Below are 23,121 nucleotides of genomic sequence, written 5' to 3'. Positions count from 1 at the left end.
GATGACCACCGCAGCCACCCCGGCGGCCCTGCCGCCGGAGACACTCGTCATCACCGGCTGGTCGGCCGTGTCGCCGCACGGCCTGACCCGCCAGGACTTCGCGTCCGGCGTGCGCGCCGGCGCCAAGACCGCCGTCAAGGCGGACGCCGCGCTCGGCACGCTGCCGTCGCCCGACGTCTGCCTGGTGCCCGGCTTCGACATCAAGGGCCTGCTCGGCCCCACCGGCACCGCCAAGATGGACCGGCTCACCGCGCTGGCCCTGGTCGCCTCCGACGGCCTGCTCAAGGACGCCGACGGCAACCGGGTGGTGGAGACCGACGACCGCACCGGTGTGGTCCTCGGCATCTCGATGGGCAGCCTGGAGAACGTCACCAACTTCCTCAAGCAGTCCTACACCAACGCGCTGCCCTTCCACGTCGACGCCGGCCGCATCCCCTTCGGCAGTCTCAACCACGCCGCCGGTGCCACCGCCATCCGGCACGACCTCAAGGGCCCCAACACCACCGTCGCCGGCGGCCGGGTCAGCGGCCTGCTCGCCCTCAACTACGCGCGGCGCCTGATGGGCCAGGGCCGGGCGACCAAGTACCTGGTCGGCTCGGCCGAGGAGTTCTCCGCCGCGCACGCCTGGATCGAGCACACCGCCGTCGCGGCCGGCGACTCCACGCCGCTGCTCGGCGAGGGCTGCGGCCTGTTCGTCGTCGAGCACGCCGGCACCGCCCAGCGCCCGGCGCTCGCCGCGGTGCTCGCGGTGGAGACCCGCGTCGACATCGACGACGACCCCGAGGCCGCCGTCACCGCGTGCGTGCGGCGCGCCCTGGACCGCGCCGGCGTCACCGCCGACGAGGTCTGGGCCGCCGTCCCCTGCGCCGCGCCCACCGCGGCCGGCCGGGCCGAGTACGACGCGCTCGCCGCGCTGCTGCCGGCCGAGGCACTGGGCCGGGTCCCGTCCATGGAACTGCTCGGCGACACCAGCGCGGCCTCCGCGTCCTTCCAGATCCAGGCGGTGCTCGGCGTGGCCGAGGCCGACCCGGCGGCCCGGGGCCGGATCGCCCTGGTGTCCGCCGTCGACCGTGACGGCGCGGTGGGCTGCGCCGTCCTGAGACTCTTCGGGGAGCACGCGTGATCGCCCTGGTCAGCGGCGGGTCCCGGGGCATCGGCAAGGCCATCGTGCTGCGCCTGGCCCAGGACGGCTACGACGTCGCCTTCTGCTACCGCTCCAACGCCGACGCCGCCGAGCAACTCGTCAAGCAGGCAGGCGAGTTCGGCACCCGGATCACGGCCACCCAGTGCGACGTGGCCGACCCGGAACAGGTCCGCGACTGGTACAACCGCACCGAGCGCGAGGTCGGCCCGGTGGACGCCGCCGTCACCTCGGCCGGCATCACCCGGGACCGCCCGGTCATCCTGATGCCGGAGGACGACTGGAACCAGGTCCTGCGCACCAACCTGGACGGCGTGTACCACGTGTGCCGCGCCGCCGCCTTCGCGATGAGCAAGCGCCGCAGCGGATCGATCGTCAACCTGTCCTCGGTGTCCGGCATCTACGGCAACCTCGGCCAGGCCAACTACGCCGCTTCCAAGGCCGGCATCATCGGCTTCACCAAGTCCCTCGCCAAGGAGTGCGGCCCGCGCGGCGTGCGCGCCAACGTGGTCGCACCGGGCCTGATCGCCACCGACATGGTCGGCGACATGTCCGACGCCGCGGTCGAGCGGATGCTGAAGAACGTCGCCCTCGGCCGGGCCGGCAAGCCCGAGGAGGTGGCCGACCTGGTCTCCTTCCTGCTCTCCGACCGCGCCGCCTACATCAGCGGGTCGGTCTTCGAGATCCACGGCGGCGGCACGTTCTGATGGGAGCACGCATGCAGGGGACCCAGGGACTGCGCGACCACTACGACGCGATCGTCGTCGGCAGCGGCATCGGCGGCCTGACCACCGCCGGCTACCTGGCGGCCGACGGGCGCAGCGTCCTCGTCCTCGAACAGCACGACATCGCCGGCGGCAACGCGCACGTGTTCCGCCGCCGGCGCAAGTACGAGTTCGACGTCGGAACGCACTACCTCGGCGACTGCGGCCCCGACGGGCACTTCCCGGCGATCCTGGCCGGCCTCGGCGTCCTGGACCGGGTGCGGTTCCGGCCGATGGACAACGAGCAGGGCTTCGACCGGATCATCACGCCCACCGCGACCGTCGACGTGCCGGCCGGCTGGGACGCCTACCGCGACCGGCTGCGGCAGGCCCTGCCCGAGGAGGCCGACCGGATCGCCGGCTTCCTCGAACTCGCCGAGAACGTGGCCGGCTCGACCCGCGCCGGCCTGAACGGCGTCTCCCTGGTCGACCTGTTCCGCAAGTCCCCGCAGACCATGCGCTGGTCCCGCCGCACCTTCGCCGACGCCCTGGGCCACTTCGGCCTCTCCGCCAAGGCGCGCACGCTGCTCGCGGCGCAGGCCGGCAACTACGGCACCATGCCCGACGGCATCAGCCTGGCCCACCACGCCTCGATGATGGACCACTACCTGCGCGGCGCGTACTACCCCGAGGGCGGCGGCCAGGCGATGGTCGCCGCGTTCGTCGAGGCGCTGGAGGCGCACGGCGGCGAACTGCGCACCCGCTGCGACGTCCGCCGCATCCTGATCGAGAACGGGCGCGCCACCGGCGTCGAACTCACCGACGGGCAGCGGATCTCGGCCCCGCTGGTCATCTCCAACGCGGACTACCGGCGCACCGTCCTCGACCTGTGCGGCGGCGAGGACGCCTTCCCCTCCGAGGTGGTGGCCCGCACCCGCGCGGCGACCATGCGCGGCTCCTTCGTCTCGGTGTACATCGGGCTCGACACCGAACTGCCGGGCCTGCCCAACGCCAACCTCTGGTGGCACGACAGCGACGACATGGAGGGCGCGCACGCCGCCATGCTGGAGCGGTACGCGCGGGACGGCTCGATGGACTCGGTGCCGGCGCTCACCTTCTCCTTCGCCTCCCTCAAGGACCCGGGCGCCGCCGCCGTCTGCCCGCCCGGCCACAGCAACTTCCAGCTCATGACGGGCCTGCCGCCCGGCTACGCGTTCTGGGGCCTGGAGGGCGGCCCGGCCGACGGCGAGCCCTACCGCCGCAACGCCGCCTACCTCGCCCGCAAGCAGCAGCTCACCGAGGTCATGCTGGCCACCGCCGAGAAGGTCATCGGCCCGTTCCGGGAGCGCATCACCCACCTGGAGACGGCCACCCCGCTCACCCACGAGCGCTACATCCGGGCCACCGGCGGCACCCCGTACGGCATGGCCAGCTGGGGCGGCTCCAGCCAGCGGCCGGACGTGCGCACCGAGGTCGAGGGCCTGTACGTGGTCGGCCAGAGCGTGCGCTACGGCAGCGGCATCGCCGCGGTCGCGAACAGCGGCATGGCCGCCGCCTCCGACATCATCGGCCGCGCGCTGCTGCGCGAGGTCTTCGGCGGCGCGGTGCTCGGCGACCCCTCCCGGCTGCCCGACCGCGGCCCGGACTGGGACCCGCTGGTGGTCTCGCGCGGGCGGGCGCGGCAGCGCGCCAAGGGCCTGGCCCGCATCGGCTGAACCCTCCTCCGCCCGCTTCCCCACCCTCCGATCCTCACTTCTCCGACCAGGAGCACTGTTCCCATGAATCAGGTCCCTCCCTTCGCCGTGGTCTCCGGCGCCCAGGTGCACGAGGCCCTCAACGGGCACGAGGACGAGGTCGTCGCCACGGTCGAGGCCGCGTACCGGCTGCACGGCGAGGGGCAGACGGTCAACCCGGACTCGTACTTCCTGCGCTTCCCCGACCGCCCGTCCTCCCGGATCATCGCGCTGCCGGCCTCGGTCAAGGGCGAGGTCGGCGTGCACGGCATCAAGTGGATCTCCAGCTTCCCGGACAACGTGGCGGCCGGCCTGCCGCGCGCCTCGGCCGTCCTGATCCTCAACGACGCCGAGACCGGCTACCCGTTCGCCTGCCTGGAGAGCTCGATCATCAGCGCGGCGCGCACCGCCGCCTCCGCGGCCCTCGCGGCGGCCCGGCTCGCCGACGCCCGCGGCGAGCGCCCGACCCGGGTCGGCTTCTTCGGCGTCGGCCTGATCGCCCGCTACGTGCACACCTACCTCGCCGCCAACGGCTTCGACTTCACCGCGGCCGGCGTCCACGACCTGTCCGCCGAGCACGCCGACGGCTTCTCCGACTACCTGCGCCGGGCCGAGGGCGAGGGCGTGGAGATCACCGTCCACGACAAGGCCGAGGACCTGATCCGCTCCAGCGACCTGGTGGTCTTCGCCACCGTCGCCGGCGAGCCGCACGTGACGGACCCGCAGTGGTTCTCGCACAACCCGCTGGTGCTGCACGTCTCGCTGCGCGACCTCTCCCCCGAGATCGTCCTCGACTCGTGGAACGTCGTCGACGACATCGAGCACTGCATGAAGGCCGGCACCTCGCCGCACCTGGCCGAACAGCGCGTCGGCCACCGCGAGTTCGTCGCCGGCACGCTCTACGACGTGCTCAACGGCACGATCACCCCGCCGTCCGACCGGCCGGTGGTCTTCTCCCCGTTCGGCCTCGGCGTGCTCGACATGGCCGTCGCCAAGCACGTCTACGACCGCGTCCTCGCGGCCGGGCAGCTGCACACCGTCCCGGACTTCTTCCACGAGCTCAAGCGCTACGGCTGAGTCCTCCCCGCCCCGCCCCGCAGGCCCGTCCGCGCTCCCGGCGCCGGCGGGCCTGCGGCCTTCCCCGCCGCCCCGCCCCCTCCGCTGACGGCCAACTGACGGCACGCTGACCGAACGGCCTCCCGGCCCCCCCGACGCCTTGTCCGCGCCATGGACGGCCGCCCAGAATCACCCGCATGAGATCCTTTGCCAACCTGGCCGAGTTCACCGGGGCGACCGGGGAGCACCTCGGCTACAGCGAATGGCTCGACGTCACCCAGCACAGCGTCGACCAGTTCGCCGACGCCACCGGCGACCTCCAGTGGATCCACGTGGACCCGGAGCGCGCCGCCACCGGCCCGTTCGGCGGGACCATCGTCCACGGCTACATGACGCTCGGCCTGCTGCCCGCGATGATGCGCGCGATCTTCGAGATCCACAACGTCGAACTGGGTGTCAACTTCGGCCTGGACAAGGTCCGCTTCCCCCGCCCGATCCCGGTCGGCGCCCGGGTCCGCGGCGGCGCCAAGGTCACCAGCGTCCGCGAGACCCCGATGGGCCACCTCGCCGCGGTCCGGATGACGGTGGAGGTCGAGGGCCGGCAGCACGCGGCCTGCGTGGCGGACACCCTGTCCCTCTTCGTCGCCGCCCCCGACACCGCCGAGGGCGAATCGGACGGCTTCTGAGCCCGTCCGCCGGCGTCACCGCCGACGTCACCACCGACGTCACCGCCGCCGTCACCGCCGCCGCCAGGTAGAAGAACCTCCCCCTCCGGTCGCGCAAGAGGGGGGTTATTACTACCGATTTCGTCGCGCCGCCCCCGCCAGAATGGTCACACGGCCACCACGGCCGGGGCACAGCGAACGGCACCAGAGAGGAGCGGGTCATGGACCGCACGATGAAGCTCGGGGGAAGCCCCTCGGCGGTCGAGATCAGGGGATTCTCCGTCCCCGCCGGATTCACCGGGCTGCGGCGGGCACTGGCCCTCTGCTGGATGTCGGTGGCGGCCTTCGGGCGCTCGCTCGGGGTCACCGGCGCGATCTCCCTGGTCGGCCCCGGCCTCGGCCTGGTGCCGCGGGCCATGGAGCGCGTCCGGGCGCTGGCCGCCCGTCAGCGCGGCCTGTCCGAGCGCTGGTCCGGCGTGCAGATCCCCGGCCCGCCCAGCGGCCTGCCGGCCGCCCCCGAGGGCGCCTCGGGGGCCGTCGCCCGCTACCGCTGGATCATGAGCGACCCGCAGACCAAGCGGGAGTTCACCTGGGTGCTCACCGACCCGATCGTCGGCGGCTTCCTCGCCTTCATGCCGCTCGCCGTCCTGCTCAGCGGCTTCTGGGGCATCTTCCTGGCCTTCTTCGGCGTCCCGCTGTCGACCCGGTGGGACGGGCTCTGGTACCAGTTCATCCCGATCGACGGCCAGGCCACCGCGGTGCTGGCCGGCGTCCTCGGCGTCCTGCAACTGCCGCTGGCCCTGTGGATGGCCCCCCGCGCCATCCGCAAGCACGCCCGGTACACCCACTCCATGCTCGCCCCCAGCGAGCAGGAACTGATGGCCAGTCGGATCCAGCACCTCACCACCACCCGCAGCACCGCCGTCGACACGCAGATGGCCGAGATCCAGCGGATCGAACGCGACCTGCACGACGGCGCCCAGGCCCGCCTGGTCGCGATGGGCATGACCCTGGACGCCGCCGAACACCTGCTGGAGACCAACCCGGAGGCCGTCCGGGCCCTGCTCATCGAGGCCCGCCAGTCCTCCTCCAAGGCCCTGGAGGAGATCCGCAACCTGGTCCGCGGCATCCACCCGCCGGTCCTCGCCGACCGCGGACTCGCCGACGCGGTGCGGGCGCTGGCCATGGTCTGCCCGGTCCCCACCGAGGTCGTCGTGGACCTGCCCGGCCGCGCCGAGATGCCCGTCGAGTCCGCCGCCTACTTCGCGATCTCGGAGATCCTCACCAACGTCGCCAAGCACTCCGGCGCCGACCGGGCCTGGATCGACATCCGTTACGATCACGGCATGCTGCGCATGACCGTGACCGACAGCGGCCGCGGCGGCGCCGACGCCACCCGGGGCACCGGACTGCGCGGCATCGAGCGACGACTCAGCACGTTCGACGGGGTCCTGGCCGTGAACAGCCCCGTCAACGGCCCGACCATGGTGACGATGGAGCTTCCGTGCGTATTGTCCTCGCCGAAGACCACTTCCTCCTGAGGGACGGCCTGATCCGCCTCCTCCAGGCCTACGGACACGAGGTGGTGGCCGCCGTCGACAACGGCGCCGACCTCCTCGCGGCCCTCACCGAGCAGCAGCCGGACGTCGCGGTCGTCGACGTCCGGCTTCCGCCGAACTTCACCGACGAGGGCCTGCGGGCCGTCCTCACCGCCCGCCGCACCATGCCCGACCTCCCGGTCCTGCTCCTCTCCCAGTACGTCGAACCGCTCTACGCCCGCGAACTCCTCGCCAGCGGCGGCCGCGGCGTCGGCTACATGCTCAAGGACCGCGTCACCAACGGCTCCCAGTTCCTCGACTCGATCCGCCGCGTCGCCGACGGCGGCACCGCGATGGACCCCGACGTCATCTCCCAGCTCCTCGTCCGCAAGGAACGCGACGAGAACGTCGGCAGCCTCACCGACCGCGAACGCGAAGTCCTCGAATGGCTCGCCCAGGGCCGCTCCAACGCCGGCATCGCCCAGGGCCTCTTCATCACCGAGAAGGCCGTCGCCAAGCACATCAGCAACATCTTCACCAAGCTCGGCCTCCTCCCCACCGACGGCGACAACCGCCGCGTCCTCGCCGTCCTCGCCTACCTCGACCAGTAGCGTCCGTCCGCGGCGAGCGGCCGGCTCAGCCGTGCCGGGCGCCCGAGTCCCAGACCCAGGCCGCGATGCCGACCCGGTTGTTCACCTTCAGCTTCCGCTGCACGTGGGTCATGTGGGTCTTCACCGTGCCGGCCGAGATGAACAGCGCCTCCGCGATGTCGGCGTTGGTCAGGCCGTCCGCGACCAGCCGCGCGACCTCGAGTTCACGCGGCGTCAACTGCTCGGCCTTGGGCGCCTTCTTCTGCTTCGGGCCGGCCAGGCTTCGCAGCAGCCGGGTGGTGATCTGCGGGCTGATCAGCGAGTCGCCCTCGACGGCGGCGCGCACCGCCTCGATCAGCAGCGGCGCACCGGAACGCTTCAGCAGGAAACCGTACGCGCCCGCCTTCAGCGCCGAGTGGACGTACTCGTCGAGGTCGAAGGTGGTGACGATGACGACCCGTACGCCCGGGCTCTCCTCGGCCAGCCGGCGGGTCAGCTCCAGCCCGTCCATCCGCGGCATCCGGATGTCGGCGAGCAGGACGTCCGGCCGCAGCCTCCGCGCGATCTCGAGCGCCTCGTCACCGTCGCCCGCGACCGCGAGCACCTCCATGTCCGGTTGCAGGTCGAGGATGTGTCGAAAGCCGTCCCGCACGGTTGCCTGGTCGTCAGCGATCACGATGCGTGTCGTCATGGGCTGATCCTCGCACGGGGTAGCATCCGAGCACATGACAAATCAACTGGCCAGGATCGGACGCCCAGTTGGCGCGGCGGTCCTCGCGGCGGTCGCCATCTCGGTTGCGGTGTGGGCGGGTTCACCGGTTTCGACACTGATCCGGGGCTCGACGACGGCGGCAGTGCTGGCCGCCGCGGTCCTGATCGTGTGGCTGCCGGGGCAGCCGCGGACCCGCAACCTGGTGACCGTCCCGGTGGCCTGCGCGATCTCGCTGTACGCGACGTTCCGCTACGAGGGCCCCGCCGACAACACCTCGGGGCTCTGGATCCTGGTCGAGTCGGTCGCCCTGCTGGTCACCGTCATGCCCGCGGTGCGCGGGTCCGCTCCGGCGGTCGCCGCCCTGCTGGGGCTGCTCCTGCTGGTGACCGTGACCCTGCTGCCGCTGCGGATCGCGCTGACCCTCGACCCGCCGGCCGGGCCGCGCGAGACCATCGGGCTCTGCGTGGTCTGGGGACTGGCCGCGGTGGCCGCGGTGGGGGCGTCCTGCTACCTGCGCTCACTGGACAGCCGGCGCAAGCTGGCGGTCACGGAGGAGCGGCGCGCCCAACGGCTGCACGTCGCCCGGGATCTGCACGACTTCGCCGCGCACGACGTGACCGGGGTGATGGTGCTGGCGCAGGCGGCCCAGATGCTGGCCAAGGAGTCGCCGGAGAAGGCGCTGGCGCTGCTCCCGCAGATCGAGAGCGCCGGCATCCAGGCGCTGAAGTCGATGGACCGGACGATCCGGATCCTCAGCGAGCTGGAGGAGGACCGCCGGCCGGGCCGAGGCGGGGACGAGCCGGCGGCGGACGATCCCGAGGAGGACGCGGCGGCCCGGCCCCACTCGCTGGACGAGCTGCCGGACCTGATGAACCGGTTCGAGCGCACCGGGATGATCCCGGCCCGGCTCGAACTCTCCCCCGGCGCCGTGGACGGCCTGCCGGAGCAGGTCGGCGCGGTCGGCTACCGGGTGGTGATGGAGGCGCTCACCAACGTCCGCCGGCACGCCCCCGCCTCGCCCGGGGTGACGGTCACCGCCGAGCGGGTGTCCGACGGCGGCGCCCTGCGGGTCCTGATCCACAACGAGCCCGTTCCGGCCGGCGCCCGGGCGGACACCGCGGCGGCGGTCGACCGCGAGGGCGGCGGCACCGGCATCCGGGAGCTGCGTCGGCGGGTCGCGGGGCTGGGCGGCGAGCTCACCGCCGGGGCCTGCGCGAACGGCGGCTGGCAGGTCGCCGTCCTCCTCCCGCTGGACGGCGTCCCGGCCGGGCACGCCCGGGGCACTCTCACCTGTTCGGGCGATCAGTCCTCTCCGGGTTGACCGACGTCCCTCACCTGACCGGCGGACGGCAGCCGCAGCGAGCCCGCCGCCGCGCCGGCCAGCCCGAGCACCGCCAGGCCGACGGCGCAGCCGAGCATCGCCTGGGTGCCGCTCAGCCACTGCGAGAGCAGCCCGCCCAGGGCCGCGCCGCCGGCCTGCGCGCCGCCGTTGAACAGGTTGGTCGCCGAACTCAGCCGGCCGCGCATGCCGTCCGGGGTGAGCAGGATCTGCTGCGTACCGACGACGGTGTACGCGGTCGGTGCGAGGAAGGCCATGGCGGCCAGGAAGCCGCCCCAGACCAGCGCGCCGCTGGTGACGGACATCAGCGGGACGAGCACCGCGAGCAGCCAGATGATCCCGACCACGGCCTGGTAGGGCGTGATCGAGCGGGAGATCCGCGGCGCCGCGAGCGCGCCGATCAGGCCGCCGACGCCGAACATCGCGGCCATCGTGCCGACCTTCCCCGGCGAGGCCCCGTTCTGCTCGGCGGCCACGATGACGACCAGGTAGAGCGCCTGGAACAGCAGGTTGAGGCCGAGCAGCAGCAGGGTGGTCGAGCGCATGAACGGCTGGCGCACCAGGAAGGCGAAGCCGGCCACGATGTCACGCGGGATGGCCGAGATCGGGGAGGGCTTGCGCTCCTGCTTCGGCAGCCGGACGAAAAGCAGCGTCACGAAGGCCACCAGGTGGGCGACGGCGTCGGCGAGGAATGGAACGGCCCGCCCCAGGCCGAACAAGAACCCGCCGCCCGAGGTGCCGACCAGCTGCCCGAGGTGCATCCGCGCGGTGTTCACCGAGAGAGCCGTGGGCAGTTGCCCGCGGGTCACCACCAGTGGCAGCGAGGCCCGCTCGGCCGGGTCGAACAGGCTGGTGGCCGCCCCGGCGACGGCCGCGGTGAGCAGCAGCAGCCAGGTGGTGACGTGCCCGGTGGCGGCGGCGAGCGCGAGCAGGCCGAGCATCACCGCCCGGACCAGCACGCAGACCACCATGATCTTCTTGCGGTCCCAGCGGTCCACCAGCGCACCGGCCGGCAGCCCGACGGCCACCTGGGCCACCGCGTTGACCGCGCTCACCGCGCCGGCCACCCCGGGGGAGCCGGTCGTGGCGAGGGCGAGCAGCGGGAAGGCGATGGTGGAGACGTTGAGACCGGTCTCGGAGGCCGTGGTGCCGATCCACAGCAGGTGGTAGACCCGGTTGCGGCGGAGCGGGAGCTCCGGTTCCGTGACGGCCACCGGGCGGTCGGCGGGTGCGAGCTCGCTCATCCCCGCGCCTCCCGGCACTCGTCGGCGATCGCGCGCAGCACGTCGGCGAACTCCGCGGCCAGCCGCTCCACCGTCCCGTGGTGGTGGACGGCCGGGGAGTAGTACCAGGTGAACTCCAACCGTCCGTCGTGGATCCCGCCGACGATCTCCAACACGTGCTCCATCCGGTCGTCCGGGCCGAGGTCCTGGCCGATCGCGCCGTGCACGGTGTGCACGAGCCCGCTGCCGGGCCCGCCGTCGCTGCGATGCCGGCCGAGGAAGTTGAACACCACGTCCGGGTCCGGCCCGGTGAGCGGGGTGTCCGGGTGCAGGTGGCGCAGCGGGCCGTGGCCCAGGCCCTTGCCGGGGACGGCACGCAGCTGCCGCCGCACGACGCGGGTGAGGGCCCGCCAGTCGTCGCCCTCGGGCACGGTGAGGCGGACGGGGTGCACCGCGGTGAACCAGCCGACCGTCCGGGACAGGTCGACGTCGTCGAGCAGCCGCTCGCGACCGTGGCCCTCCAGGTCGACGGTGACCTCGTCCTCGCCGGTCCAGCGGGCCAGCACCCGGGCGAGCGCGGCGAGCGCGATCTCCTCGACCTTGGTGCGGTAGACGGTCGGCGCGTGCTCGGCCAGCTGGGCCGAGTCTTCGGCGCCGAGCCGCACCCGCACCTCCCGGCCGCCGCCCACGGTGGCGACGCCGTCGAGGTCGCGGGGCACCGGCCGGGCGGCGCCGACCCCGTTCCAGTGGTCGAGCTCGTGGTCCAGCCCGCCGGAGCGCACGTGCTCGACCAGGCGGGCGGACCACTCCTGGAAAGTGGTGCTCCGCGGGCCGAGGTCGACCGGCCGACCGGCCGCCGCCTGGGCGTGGGCCGCGTCCAGGTCGTCCAGCAGGATGTTCCAGGACACGGTGTCGACCACCAGGTGGTGGACCGTCAGGAACAGTCGGGCGCGGCGGCGTCCACCGGACTCGAAGAGGACGGCGGCGAGCAGCGGGCCGCGGCCCAGGTCGAATCCGGCCTGGGTGGCGCGGGCCTCCCGGTCCAGCAGCGCGCCCAGTTCGCCGTCGGGGGTGGCGGAGGTGTCCACCACCCGCAGCAGCGGCTCGCCGGCCCGGTAGGGCGGGTTCTCCTGGGCCCAGCCGTCGGCGGTGCGGGTGTAGCGCATCCGCAGCGCGTCGTGGTGCTCGACCAGGGCCTCCAACGCGGCGGTGAGCGCCGCGCGGTCGGCCGGCGCGCCGAGCTCCAGCAGCACCGACTGGTTGAAGTGGTGCGGGTGGTCGTGGGTGTCGAAGAACCAGCGCTGCACCGGGGTCAGCGGGACGGGCCCGGCGGCCGGCGGCCGACCCTCGGCCGCGCCGTCGCCGATCTCGGTGGCGACGGCGGCGAGTTCGGCCACGGTCTGGTGCAGGAAGACGTCCTGGGCGTCCAGCCGCAGCCCGGCCCGGCGGGCCCGGGCGACCACCTGGATGCTGAGGATGGAGTCGCCGCCGAGGTCGAAGAAGCTGTCTTCGACGCCGACCCGCTCGACGCCGAGCGTCTGCGCCCAGATCCGGGCGAGCAGTTCCTCCTTCCGTCCGCGCGGCGCCACCCGGGCCGCCACGGCGGTGTCCGGTCCGGTCGGCGCCGGAAGCCGGCGCCGGTCCACCTTCCCGTTGGTGCCGACCGGGAGCTGGTCGAGCACCTGGACGGCGGCCGGCACCATGTAGCCGGGCAGGGCGCGGGCCACCGCGTCCCTGAGCACCGCGGGTGAGAGCTCAAAGGCGCCCGACCGGGCGCCCGGGGCCACGTACGCGGCCAGCAGCTCGCGGCCGCCCTCCGGCTTGAAGACCACCACGGCGGCGTCCCCGACGCCGGGCTCGCGCAGCAGCACGGCCTCGATCTCGGAGGGCTCGACCCGGTGGCCACGGACCTTGAACTGCGTGTCGGTGCGGCTGACGAACTCCAGCTCGCCGCCGGCCACCCGACGGACCAGGTCGCCGGTGCGGTACATCCGGCTTCCGGGCCCGCCGAACGGGTTGGCGACGAACCGCCCGGCGGTCAGGCCCGGCTGTCCGGCGTAGCCGCGGCCGAGCCCGGGGCCGTCGATGTAGAGCTCGCCGGGAACGCCGTCCGGCACCGGCCGCAGGTGGCGGTCGAGGATGTGCAGGCCGACGCCGTTGAGCTCGGTACCGACCGGCACGGGGGCGCCCGCGTGCAGCTCGCCCGGACTCCACAGGGTGGAGACCAGCGTGGCCTCGCTCGGCCCGTACACGTTGAAGAACTCCCGGCCCTGTGACCAGGTGCGCACCAGGTCGGGCGGGCAGACGTCGCCGGCGGCGGCGACGGTGGGCAGCCGGCCGCGCAGCCGCTCGGCGTCCATCACCGCCAGCAGCGCCGGGGGCAGCACCGCGACGGTGGCGCCGGTCCGGATGATCTCCCCGGCCGGGTCGGGCGCGGGGCGCGGGCTGGTGAGGCAGAGCGCGCCGCCTGCGGTGAGAGTGCAGAACAGGTCGCACACCCCGCCGTCGAAGCTGGCCGGCGCGTACTGCAGCACCCGGCTGTCGGCGGTGATGTCCCAGGCCTCGCGCAGCACCCGGGCAGTCCGGGCGATCGCGCCGTGGCTGATCACCACGGCCTTGGGGCGGCCGGTGGAACCGGAGGTGTGCACCACGTAGGCGACGTGGTCGGCCTCCACCCGGTACGGGGAGCCCGGCTCGCCGGGCAGCGCGGTGCCGGCCGGGGCCGCATCGCCGTCCGACCCGTCCGACCCGTCCATCCGCAGGACGGTGAACGGCCCCTCGGGGAGCCGCTCGACCAGGTGCGCCTGGGTGAGCAGCAGCGGGACCGCGGTGCCACCGATCATCGCGCCGATCCGGTCGGCCGGGTACTGCGGGTCCAACGGCACGTAGCCGCCGCCGGCCTTGAGCACCGCGAGCGCCGCCACCACCATCTCCACCCCGCGGTCGGCGAACACGCCGACCAGGGTGTCCGGGGTGACGCCCCGGGAGACCAGGCGGCGGGCGAGATCCCCGGCCCGGGCGTCGAGTTCACCGTACGAAACCTCGCTGCCGTCGTCGGCGACCACGGCCACCGCGTGCGGGCGCTCCTCGGCCCGCCGGCCCACCAGCTCGTGGGCGAGCACGCCGGCTTCCTCGTCCGGGTCCCGGTGCCAGCGCCGGGGCTCCAGCACGAGCTCCTCGGCCGGGACGTAGGGGAGTTCGCGCAGCGGGTCGCACGGGCGCTCGGAGATGCCGCCGAGCAGCAAGACCAGGGCGTCGGCCATCCGGCGGGCGGTGCTCCGGTCGAACAGGCCGACGCTGTACTGGAGGGCGGCGTCCAGGCCGCGGTCGGTCTCCTGGAACTGGAAGGTGAGGTCGAACGCGGCGCCGCCGGTGGGCAGGCCGAACTCCTCGGTGTGGGCGCCGTCGAGGCGCACCGGGCCGCCCGGGGCGTCCTGCAGGACCACCATGGCCTGGAACAGCGGGGTGCGGCTCGGGTCGCGCTCCGGCCGCAGCGCCTCGACCAGCCGGTCGAAGGGCACGTCGGCGTGGGCGAAGGCGCCGTTGACGGACTCCCGCACCCGGCCGAGGAAGCCGTCGAAGCCCTCCTCCCAGTCCACCTCGGAGCGCAGCACCAGGGTGTCCACGAAGAAGCCGACCACCTGCTCCAGTTCGGGCCGGTCGCGACCGGCCGAGACGGTGCCCACCGCGATGTCGTCCTGGCCCGACCAGTGCGCGAGCAGCAGCTGGGTCGCCGCGACCAGCACGGTGAACAGCGTCGCGCCGCGATCCTGGGCGATCCGCTTGAGCCGCTTGGCGGTCTCCGCTTCCACAGCGAACTCCAGCTGCGCCCCCTCGCGGCCGCGCACCGGCGGCCGGGGCCGGTCGGTGGGCAGCTCCAGCGGCTCCAGGCCGGCCAGCCGCTCCCGCCACCAGTCGAGCCGGCCGCTCCCCGCGCTCTCCCAGCAGGCACGCTGCCAGGCCGCGAAGTCGGCGTACTGGACGGGGAGTTCCGGCAGGTCGGCGGTACCGCCGCGCCGCCGGACGCGGTACAGCTCGGCGAGGTCGCGGACCAGCACGCCGGCCGAGCGGCCATCGGTGACGATGTGGTGCAGGACCAGGGTCAGCACGTGCTCGTCCTCGGCCAGCCGGACGAGGTGGGCCCGGAACAGCGGACCGGTGCGCAGGTCGAAGGGGGTGGCGCCGTCGGCGCCGACGGCCTCCCGCAGCCGGGCCTCGCGCTCGTGCGCGGGGTGGCCGGCCAGATCGGTGCGGGCCAGCGCGAAGGGCCGCCCGGCCGGGGCGATCAACTGCCGCCCCTCGCCGTCGACCTGGCCGAAGAGCGTGCGCAGCGACTCGTGCCGGTCCACCAGGTCGGCCAGCGCCAGTTCCAGCGCGTCGGCGTCCAACGGGCCGCGCACCCGCAGGCCCAGCGGTGAGTTGTACTCGGCGCCGGTCCCGCCGAACTGCCCGAGGAACCAGAGCCGTTGCTGGCCGAAGGAGAGCGGCGGGGCGCTTTCCCGGCCGACCGGCACCAGCGCGGCGGTGGGCGTCTCCCGCTCGGCGGCGAGCAGCGCGGCCAGCGACCGGACGGTCGGCGCGCTGAACAGGGCGCGCGGGGAGAGCCCGGAGGCCACGTGCTGCCGCAGCCGGGACACCACCCGGATGCTCAGCAGCGAATCACCGCCCAGCTCGAAGAAGTTGTCCTCGGCCCCGATCCGCTCGACGCCCAGCACCTCCGCCCAGATCCCGGCCAGCAGGGTCTCCGACGCGCCCTCGGGGGCCAGGTACTCGCCGCCGAGGGCGAGGTCCTCGGGCGGCTCGGGCAGCGCCCGACGGTCGGTCTTGCCGTTGGGCAGCAGGGGGACGCGTTCCAGCCCGACGAAGGCCGAGGGCACCATCGCCTCGGTGAGGCCGACGGCCAGTCGGGCCCGCAGCCCGGCCGGGTCGATCCCGGCGCCGGGCACGGCGGGCACCACGTACGCCACCAGCCGGTCCCGGCCGCGATCGCGGCGGGCCACCACGACCGCCTCGGTCACGTCGTCCAGCGCGGTGAGCGCCGCCTCGACCTCGGCGAGCTCGATCCGGAAGCCGCGGATCTTGACCTGGTGGTCGGACCGGCCGAGGAACTCCAGGACGCCGTCGGCCGTCCAGCGGCCCAGGTCGCCCGGCCGGTACAGCCGGCCGCCCGGAGTGAACGGGTCGGACAGGAAGTGTTCGGCGGTCAGCTCGGGACGCCGCCAGTAGCCGGCACTCACGCCGTCACCGCCGATGTGGATGTGGCCGGGCACGCCGACCGGCACCGGCTCGCCCCGCTCGTCGAGGACGTACACCCGGGTGTTGCCGATCGGGCTGCCGACCGGCACGTAGGCGGCGAGGCGGGCCAGCCGCTCGGGGGTGGGTACGAACACCGTGGAGTCGACGGTGGCCTCGGTCGCTCCGTAGGCGTTGACCACCATGGTGTCCGGGTGAGCGTGTTCCAGCAGCTCTCGGCAGTCGTCGACGCGCCAGCCCTCCGAGCCGACCGACATCACCTGGAAGGCCGGCAGCCGCTCGCCGCGCCCCCCGACCTCCTCGACCAGTGCCTTGGCGAGTGAGGGGACCAGTTCGATCGCGGTACCGCCGACCCGCTCGACCAGCGCGAGCAGCCGGGCAGGGTCGGTGACCAGGTCGGTCGGCACGACGAGCATCGAACCGCCGAAGAAGACCGAGCGGAGCAGGTCGGCCAGGAAGAGGTCCACCGAGAGGCTGGTGATGGAGACGAAGCGCAGCCTGCGTTCCGTCAGGTCGTACAGCTCGTCCCAGGCGCCGGCGACGTGGAGCAGGTTCCGGTGGGTCACCACCACGCCCTTGGGGCGGCCGGTGGAGCCGGAGGTGTACACCACGTACACCGGGTCGTCCGGCCCGGCGGCGACCTCGGGCGGGGTCCCCGGGCCGGTGTCGGCGACGGACTCGACGGTGACCAGGGCACCGCCGTGGCCGGGCAGCCGGTCGGCGATCGCGGCGTGGCTCAGCACCACCGCCGGTTCGGCGTCCTCGAGCATGAACTCCAGCCGCTCGCGCGGGTACGCCGGGTCCAGCGGCACGTAGGCGGCACCGGACTTCAGCACGGCGAGCACGGCGAGCACCATGTCGGTGGAGCGTTCCAGGTGCAGCGCCACCCGCTCGCCCGGCCGGGCGCCGGCGGCGACCAATCGATGGGCGAGCCGGTTGGCCCGGCGGTCCAGCTCCCGGAAGGTCAGCGGAGCCCCTCCGTCCGCCTCCAGGACGGCCACCTCGTCCGGGCGGGCGGCGACCTGGGCGTCGAACAGCTCCTGGACCAGCGTCTCGGTGCGGCGCGGGCGCGCGGTGTCGTTCCGCTCGACGAGCAGGGTGTGCCGCTCCCGTTCCGTGAGCCAGGGCAGCGCGGCCGGCCCGCGGTGCGGGTCCGCGGCCACGCCCTCCAGCAGGGTGCGCAGCCGGCCGCCGATCCGCTCCACGGTGGCGGCGTCGAACAGCTCGGGATCGTAGGTGAGTTCGATCCGCAGCGCGGTGTCGGCGTGGCTGCTGACGGTGAGCGGCACGGTGCTGCTGTCCGAGGAGCACAACACCTGGACTCCCACCCCGTCGCGGCCGGTGGCGCCCTCGGCGACCGGGTAGTTCTCGAAGACCACCACGCTGTCGAACAGCCGCTCCCCGGAGGCCAGCTCGGCGCAGCGCCGGACGTCGGAGAGGGCCAGGTAGTCGTGCGCGGTGCTCTCCGCCTGCGCCGCCTGCAGGGCGCGCAGCCAGGCCCCGAGGTCACCGTCCGCCTCCGGTCCAGCCACCCGGGCCCGGACCGGGACGGTGTTGACGAACATGCCGATGCCGCTCTCGATCCCCGGCACCTCGGGGGTTCGCCCGGAGACGACGGCACCGAAAACCACGTCCGGCTCACCGGCGTGCCGCGACAGCAGGACCGCCCAGGCGCCCTGCATCAGGGTGTTGAGGGTGATCCGGTTCTCCCGGCACCAGTCGGCCAGCACCCCGGTGACCGCCGGGTCCAGGGCGAGCTTGTGCGAGCCGACGGCCCGGGTGCGGTGGTCGGCGGCGGGCTGGCGGTCCACCGGCAGCGCGGTGGGCTCGGCGAAGCCGGCCAGCACCTGCCGCCAGTGCGCCATGGCGGCCTCGCGGTCCTGCTCGGCCAGCCACTCCAGGTACTCGCGGAACGACGGCCGGCTGACCGGGAGGGCGGCCCGCCCCTCGACGGCGGCGACGTAGTGCTCCAGCACCTCCTCGAACAGCTGGGCGGTACTCCAGCCGTCCAGCAGCAGGTGGCTGAACGTCCACAGCTGGTAGACGGTCCGGTCGTCGACCCGGGCCAGGACGATCCGCATCAGCGGCCCGGCGGCCAGGTCGATTCCACGCTCGCGCTCGGCCCGGACCAGCTCGTCCAGCCGTCGGCCGGGGTCGGGGTCCCCACGCCAGTCGAGCAGCTCGACCGGCAGCTCCAGGTCCGAGCGGATCAGCTGGACCGGCTCGGGCACGCCCTCCCAGCGGACGGTGGCGCGCAGCACGTCGGTGCGCCGGAACACCTCGCGCCAGGCCCCGGCCAGCGCCTCGGCGGCGGCCAGTCCCTCCAGCCGCAGGGCCAGCTGGTCGACGTAGGCGCCGCCGTCCGGGTCGGTCAGGATGTGGAAGAGCATGCCGCCCTGCAGCGGGGTGAGCGGCAGGACGTCGTCCACGCCCCGGCCGTCGCCGACCAGCCGGTCGAGGGCCGCCTGGTCGAGCCGGGCCAACGGGTGGTCGGACGGCGTGCGGCCGCCGGCGCCGGGCTCGGCGCAGTGCGCGATGACGGCCCGCAGGTGTGCCAGCAGCGACTCGCCGAGCCGCCGGACGGTCTGCGGCCGGTGCAGCGCCCGGGAGGTGAACCAGGACAGCGTGAGCACCCCGTCGGAGACGGCGCCGACCACCTCGATCTGTGCGCTCCGCTCGTGGTCGCCGTCCCACTGCGGCCCGCCGTCGCCCAGGTGGGCGCGGTAGAGGGAGCGGGCGGCGAACGCGCCGTCCAGCTGCCCGTGGTAGTTGAAGGTCACAGCCGGCGCGGCGGCCGGGGTGAAGCCCGCCCGGTGGGCGGCCAGCGCGCCGTGGCCGAAGCCCTTGGCGGGGACGGCTCGCAGTTGCTCCTTCACCGACTTCAGTCGGGCGGCGACCCCGTCGCCGGCCGCCACCGTCAGCGCGACCGGGTGGACGGCGGTGAACCAGCCGACCGTGCGGGAGAGGTCGGCGCCGGGCAGGACGTCCTCACGCCCGTGCCCCTCCAGGCCGACCAGCACCCGCTCGCGGCCGGTCCACTCGGCGAGCGCGCCGGCCAGGGCGGTGAGCAGCACGTCGTCCACCCTGGTCCGGTAGACCGGCGGGACGTCGCGCAGCAGCGCCTCGGTCTCCTCGGCGGTGAGGGCGAAGTCCGCGCGCTCCGACGAGGCCGCCGTATTGGGCCCCGTGCCGTCGGTGGGCAACTCGAAGGACTCCTCGGCGATCCTTCGCCAGTAAGGGAGTTCGACGTCCAGACCACCGTCGCGGACGTACTCGGCGAGCCTGGCGGACCAGGCTGCGAACGGGGTGGTCGGGGTGCCGAGGTCGACCGGCCGGCCGGCCCGGGCCTGCTCGTAGCCGGTCGCGAGGTCGTCCAGCAGGATGCGCCAGGAGACGCCGTCGACCACCAGGTGGTGCGCTGTCAGCAGCAGCCGGGGGCCGGCCCCGGCACCCTCGTCGAACAGCACGGCGCGCAGCACCGGGCCGTGCTCCGGGTCGAGGGCGCGGCGAGCCGACTCCGCCTCCTCGCGCAGCACCGCCGCGTGCTCCGGCCCGCCCAGGCCGGCGGTGGCCCGGCGGCTCAGCAGCGGGCCGCCCTGGTGCGCCGCGGCCTCCTGCAGCCAGCCGCCGTCCGCGCGGCGCAACCGGGTGCGCAGCGCCGGGTGGTGGGCGACCAGGGCCTCCAGCGCCCGCACCAGTGCGGCCGGGTCGGTGCCGGGAACCAGCTCCAGCAGCAGCGACATGGTGAACCTGGGGATGTCGGCCGCGCCGGCCAGCAGCCGGTGCTGCATCGGGGCCAGCGGTGCCGGTCCCCGGTGCTCGTACTGCTGGGCGGTGTCGGCCGCCGTGGTGACGCCGGGGGCGATCCGGGCGATGGTCTGCTTGACCAGGATGTCCCTGGACTGGAGCCGGAACCCGGCGGCCCGGGCCCGGGAGACGGCCTGGATGCTGAGGATGGAGTCGCCACCGAGGGCGAAGAAGTTGTCCTCGGTGCCGACCAGGTCGGCACCGAGCAGCTCGGCCCAGATCCCGGCCAGAGCTCGTTCGACCTCGGTTCGCGGCGGCACGTAGCCGGTGGCCGGCCCCGGCTCCACGGCGCTCTCCGGCAGGGCCCGGCGGTCGGTCTTGCCGCCGGCGGTGCGCGGCAGCGCCGTCAGAAAGGCGAAGGCGGCGGGGACGAGGTAGTCCGGCAGCAGGCCGTGCAGGTGGGCGCGGAGCGCGGCCGCGCCCGGCACTGCGGCGCTCGGCACCACGAAGGCCACCAGCCGCTGGACGCCGGCCCGGCCGACCCGGGGCACCACCGCACAGTCGTCCACCGCAGGGTGGGAGCGCAGCGCCGCCTCGATCTCGCCCGGCTCCACCCGGACCCCGTTGATCTTGACCTGGTCGTCGCCGCGGCCGGCGAACTCCAGCCGCCCGTCCGGCGTGCGGCGGACCAGGTCGCCGGTGCGGTACATCCGGGTGCCCGCAGGGCCGAACGGATCGGCGACGAAGCGCTCGGCGGTCAGTGCGGCCCGGTGCAGGTAGCCGCGCCCGACCGGCAGCCCGGCCAGGTAGAGCTCGCCGCGCACGCCGACCGGGACGGGGCGCAGGTGCGCGTCCAGCACGTAGGCCCGGGTGCCGCGCACCGGCAGACCGAGCTCCGGCGCGCGGGCGGTGTCCACCCGGGCGGCGAGGGTGTCGACGGTGCACTCGGCCGGCCCGTAGAAGTTGTGGGCGGTCAGCCCCGGGGTCGCGGCCAACTCGCGCCACAGCTCCCCGCCGACCGCCTCGCCGCCGAGCACCAGCACAGCGGGCCGGTGCGGCGCGGCGGGGGCGAGCAGGCCGGCGTCGAGCACCGGTCGGGCGAAGGACGGCGTGAGCTGGAACAGGTCCACCTGCTCGCGCCGCGCGTAGGCCACCAGGTCGTCGGCGTTCAGCCGGGTCTCGCTGTCCACCAGGTGCAGGGTGTGGCCGTCGGCCACCGCCATCAGTGGGTTCCAGGACGCGTCGAAGGTCGGCACCGTGGTCAGCGCGACCCTCAGCGGGCGGCCGAGCAGGGCCGCCGCGGGCCGGAACAGCTCGTCCCGCTGACGGGCGAACAGATTGGCCAGCGAGCGGTGTTCGACCACCACGCCCTTGGGCCGGCCGGTGGAGCCCGAGGTGTGGATGACGTACGCGGCGTCCCCGGGTGCCGGCGCGGCCGCGGGCTCGTCATGCCCGTCCCGAGCGGCGACGGCGGCGACCACGGCGGGCTCGTCCAGCAGCAGCCGGGGCAGTTCGGCGGGCACCGCGCCGGCCGGCTCCCCGGTGCCGAGTACCAGCGCGGGCCGGATGCCGCGCAGCAGGTCGGCGATCCGCTCGGCGGGCTCCTCGGAGTTCATCGGCACGTACACCGCGCCGGCCTTGAGCACCGCCCAGAGCGCGACCACGAAGTCGGTCGAGCGCGGCAGCACCAGTGCCACCAGACTCTCCTCGCCGATCCCCAGGGCCCGCAGGTGGCGCGCCAACCGGTTGGCCCGGCAGTTGAGTTCGGCGAAGCCGAGCCGCTCGTCCCGGAACACCAGGGCGGGCGCGCAGGGGGTGGCGGCGGCCTGCCGCTCGAAGGCCTGGACCAGGGTGGCGGGGCCGTCGTCGGCGGTGGCGGCCGCCGCGTCCCAGTCGCGGCGCAGCTCGGCCGCCTCCTCGGCGGAGACCAGCGGCAGCGCACACAGCGGGGTGTCCGGCCGCTCGCCGACCGCCTCGAACAGGGCGACCAGCTGCTCGCCGAGCGCCCGGACGGTCCGCTCGTCGAACAGCGCGGTGCTGTACGACAGGCCGAAGTCCAACTCGCCGTCGCGCTCCTCGAACTCCAGCCCGAGGTCGACGGTGGCCTCCCAGCGCGGCAGCTCCAGCTGCTCGACGGCCACCCCGGGCAGCGCGAGCGGGGCTCCGAACGCGTTCTGCAGCACCATCATGGTCTGGAACACCGGGGTGCGGCTCGGGTCCCGGACCGGCTCCAGCAGTTCGACCAGCCGGTCGAACGGCACCTGGTCGTGCTCGAAGCCGTCCAGCACGCCGTCCCGCACCCGGGCGAGCAGCGCCGCGAACGGCTCCTTCTCGTCCACCGCGGTGCGCAGCGCGACAGTGTTGGCGTAGAAACCGACGGCACGCTCCAGTTCGGGCCGGCCGCGGCCGGTGGTGACGGTGCCGACGGTGACGTCCGGCTGCCCGGAGATCCGGGCGAGCAGCAGCTGGTAGCCGGCCAGCAACACCGGGAACAGCGTGGTGCCCTCGCGCCGGGCGAGGCCCTTGAGCCGAGCGGTCGACGCGGCGGGCACAGCCAGCCGCAGCACGGCGCCGGCCGTGTCGCGGACCGGCGGGCGGGGGCGGTCGGTGGGCAGGCCGAGCGGCTCGGCGCCGCGCAGCCTGCTCTCCCAGTAGTCGAGCCCGGCCTTCACCCCGGGCCCGGTCAGCCACTCGCGCTGCCGGAGCGCGTAGTCGGCGTACTGGACCGGGACCGGCTCCAAGCGCGGAGTGCGGCCGGCGGCGAACTCCGCGTACGCCGAGCCGAGTTCGTCGAAGAGCACGCCCGAGGACCAGCCGTCGATGACGCTGTGGTGGGCGGTGATCAGCAGCACGTGCCGCTCTGGCGCGGACCTCAGCAGCAGGGCACGCAGCAGCGGACCCCGCGCGAGGTCGAAGGGCGTCGCGAGCTCGGCCCGTACGGCGGCCGCAACACCGGGCTCCTCGGCATCGAGCTCCCCGGCATCGGCCTCCCCGGCATCGGCGGCGGGCTCGGCGAGGCGCAGCACCCCGGACGCCGCCGGGTGGACGACCTGGCGCACCCGGTCGCCCTCGACCCGGTAGCTGGTGCGCAGCACCTCGTGCCGCTCCACCATCAGGTCGACCGCCCGGGCCAGCGCGTCCGGGTCGAGCGGACCGGTCAGCCGCAGGCCGAAGGCGCTGGTGTACTCACTGCCCTCGGGAGCGAGGCTGCTGAGGAACCAGAGCCGCTGCTGGCCGGAGGAGAGCGGGATCTCCTCCGGGCGCGGACCGGCGCCGATCGCGGCGTCCGCCGCGGCGGCGGGCGCTCCGGGCGCGTCCGGGGTCGCTCCCTGGCCGGCCAGCCGCCGCAGCAGCTTCTCGCGCACCTCGGGCGGCAGCACCGACAGTCGGTCGGGCCGGGACGTAGGACCGTTCATGCTC

Annotated in this window: 11 protein-coding genes; 8 read left to right on the top strand and 3 right to left on the bottom strand. The window is 74.3% G+C overall.

Annotated elements, in window-relative coordinates; translation table 11 throughout:
- Position 1 precedes the first annotated feature (1 nt).
- The 7 genes from ABT015_RS23405 to ABT015_RS23375 all read left to right on the top strand — a co-directional run bounded on the left by ABT015_RS23405 (position 2) and on the right by ABT015_RS23375 (position 7,448).
- Positions 2–1,123 carry a beta-ketoacyl synthase N-terminal-like domain-containing protein gene (locus ABT015_RS23405; protein ID WP_350882082.1) on the top strand — a complete coding sequence of 374 codons (1,122 nt, stop codon included), beginning with the start codon at positions 2–4 and terminating at the stop codon, positions 1,121–1,123.
- Positions 1,120–1,848, top strand: a complete 729-nt coding sequence (gene fabG / locus ABT015_RS23400) for a 3-oxoacyl-ACP reductase FabG (RefSeq protein WP_350882080.1) — start codon at positions 1,120–1,122, stop codon at positions 1,846–1,848. Before ABT015_RS23405 ends, fabG begins: the two co-directional genes overlap by 4 nt.
- A gap of 11 nt (positions 1,849–1,859) precedes the next feature.
- Positions 1,860–3,560 carry a phytoene desaturase family protein gene (locus ABT015_RS23395; protein ID WP_350882078.1) on the top strand — a complete coding sequence of 567 codons (1,701 nt, stop codon included), beginning with the start codon at positions 1,860–1,862 and terminating at the stop codon, positions 3,558–3,560.
- Between the two features lie 63 nt (positions 3,561–3,623).
- A complete protein-coding gene (gene sbnB, locus ABT015_RS23390) occupies positions 3,624–4,655 on the top strand; it encodes a 2,3-diaminopropionate biosynthesis protein SbnB (protein ID WP_350882076.1) in 1,032 nt (343 codons plus the stop codon).
- Between the two features lie 176 nt (positions 4,656–4,831).
- Positions 4,832–5,320 (top strand): MaoC family dehydratase, encoded by a 489-nt coding sequence (locus ABT015_RS23385; RefSeq protein ID WP_350882074.1) that lies wholly within the window; start codon positions 4,832–4,834, stop codon positions 5,318–5,320.
- A 200-nt stretch (positions 5,321–5,520) separates the two neighbouring features.
- Positions 5,521–6,840, top strand: coding sequence for a sensor histidine kinase (locus ABT015_RS23380; RefSeq protein ID WP_350882072.1), 1,320 nt, complete (start codon positions 5,521–5,523; stop codon positions 6,838–6,840).
- Positions 6,804–7,448, top strand: a complete 645-nt coding sequence (locus ABT015_RS23375) for a LuxR C-terminal-related transcriptional regulator (RefSeq protein ID WP_063348719.1) — start codon at positions 6,804–6,806, stop codon at positions 7,446–7,448. The genes ABT015_RS23380 and ABT015_RS23375 overlap by 37 nt, the downstream gene beginning before the upstream one ends.
- A 25-nt stretch (positions 7,449–7,473) precedes the next feature.
- Here the strand turns inward: ABT015_RS23375 and ABT015_RS23370 are convergent, their stop codons facing one another.
- On the bottom strand, positions 7,474–8,118 hold the full coding sequence (locus tag ABT015_RS23370) for a response regulator (RefSeq protein ID WP_350882069.1): 645 nt from the start codon (positions 8,116–8,118) through the stop codon (positions 7,474–7,476).
- 163 nt (positions 8,119–8,281) lie between these two features.
- Here ABT015_RS23370 and ABT015_RS23365 point away from each other — a divergent pair, with 163 nt between their 5' ends.
- Entirely contained in the window at positions 8,282–9,460 is a 1,179-nt protein-coding gene (locus ABT015_RS23365) for a sensor histidine kinase (protein ID WP_350882067.1), read from the top strand.
- Here the strand turns inward: ABT015_RS23365 and ABT015_RS23360 are convergent.
- Together ABT015_RS23360 and ABT015_RS23355 are read right to left on the bottom strand one after the other, a co-directional pair.
- The gene (locus tag ABT015_RS23360; RefSeq protein WP_350882065.1) at positions 9,442–10,722 is read right to left on the bottom strand and encodes an MFS transporter; all 1,281 of its coding nucleotides are present in this window, start codon (positions 10,720–10,722) and stop codon (positions 9,442–9,444) included. The genes ABT015_RS23365 and ABT015_RS23360 overlap by 19 nt on opposite strands.
- On the bottom strand, positions 10,719–23,117 hold the full coding sequence (locus tag ABT015_RS23355) for a non-ribosomal peptide synthetase (protein WP_350882063.1): 12,399 nt from the start codon (positions 23,115–23,117) through the stop codon (positions 10,719–10,721). Before ABT015_RS23355 ends, ABT015_RS23360 begins: the two co-directional genes overlap by 4 nt.
- Positions 23,118–23,121: the final 4 nt, after the last annotated feature.

Source organism: Kitasatospora sp. NPDC094016, assembly GCF_040304045.1.
Classification (GTDB): Bacteria; Actinomycetota; Actinomycetes; order Streptomycetales; family Streptomycetaceae; genus Kitasatospora.
The sequence above is the reverse complement of the archived record's forward strand: the minus strand, read 5'-3'. Positions and strand labels throughout refer to the sequence as shown.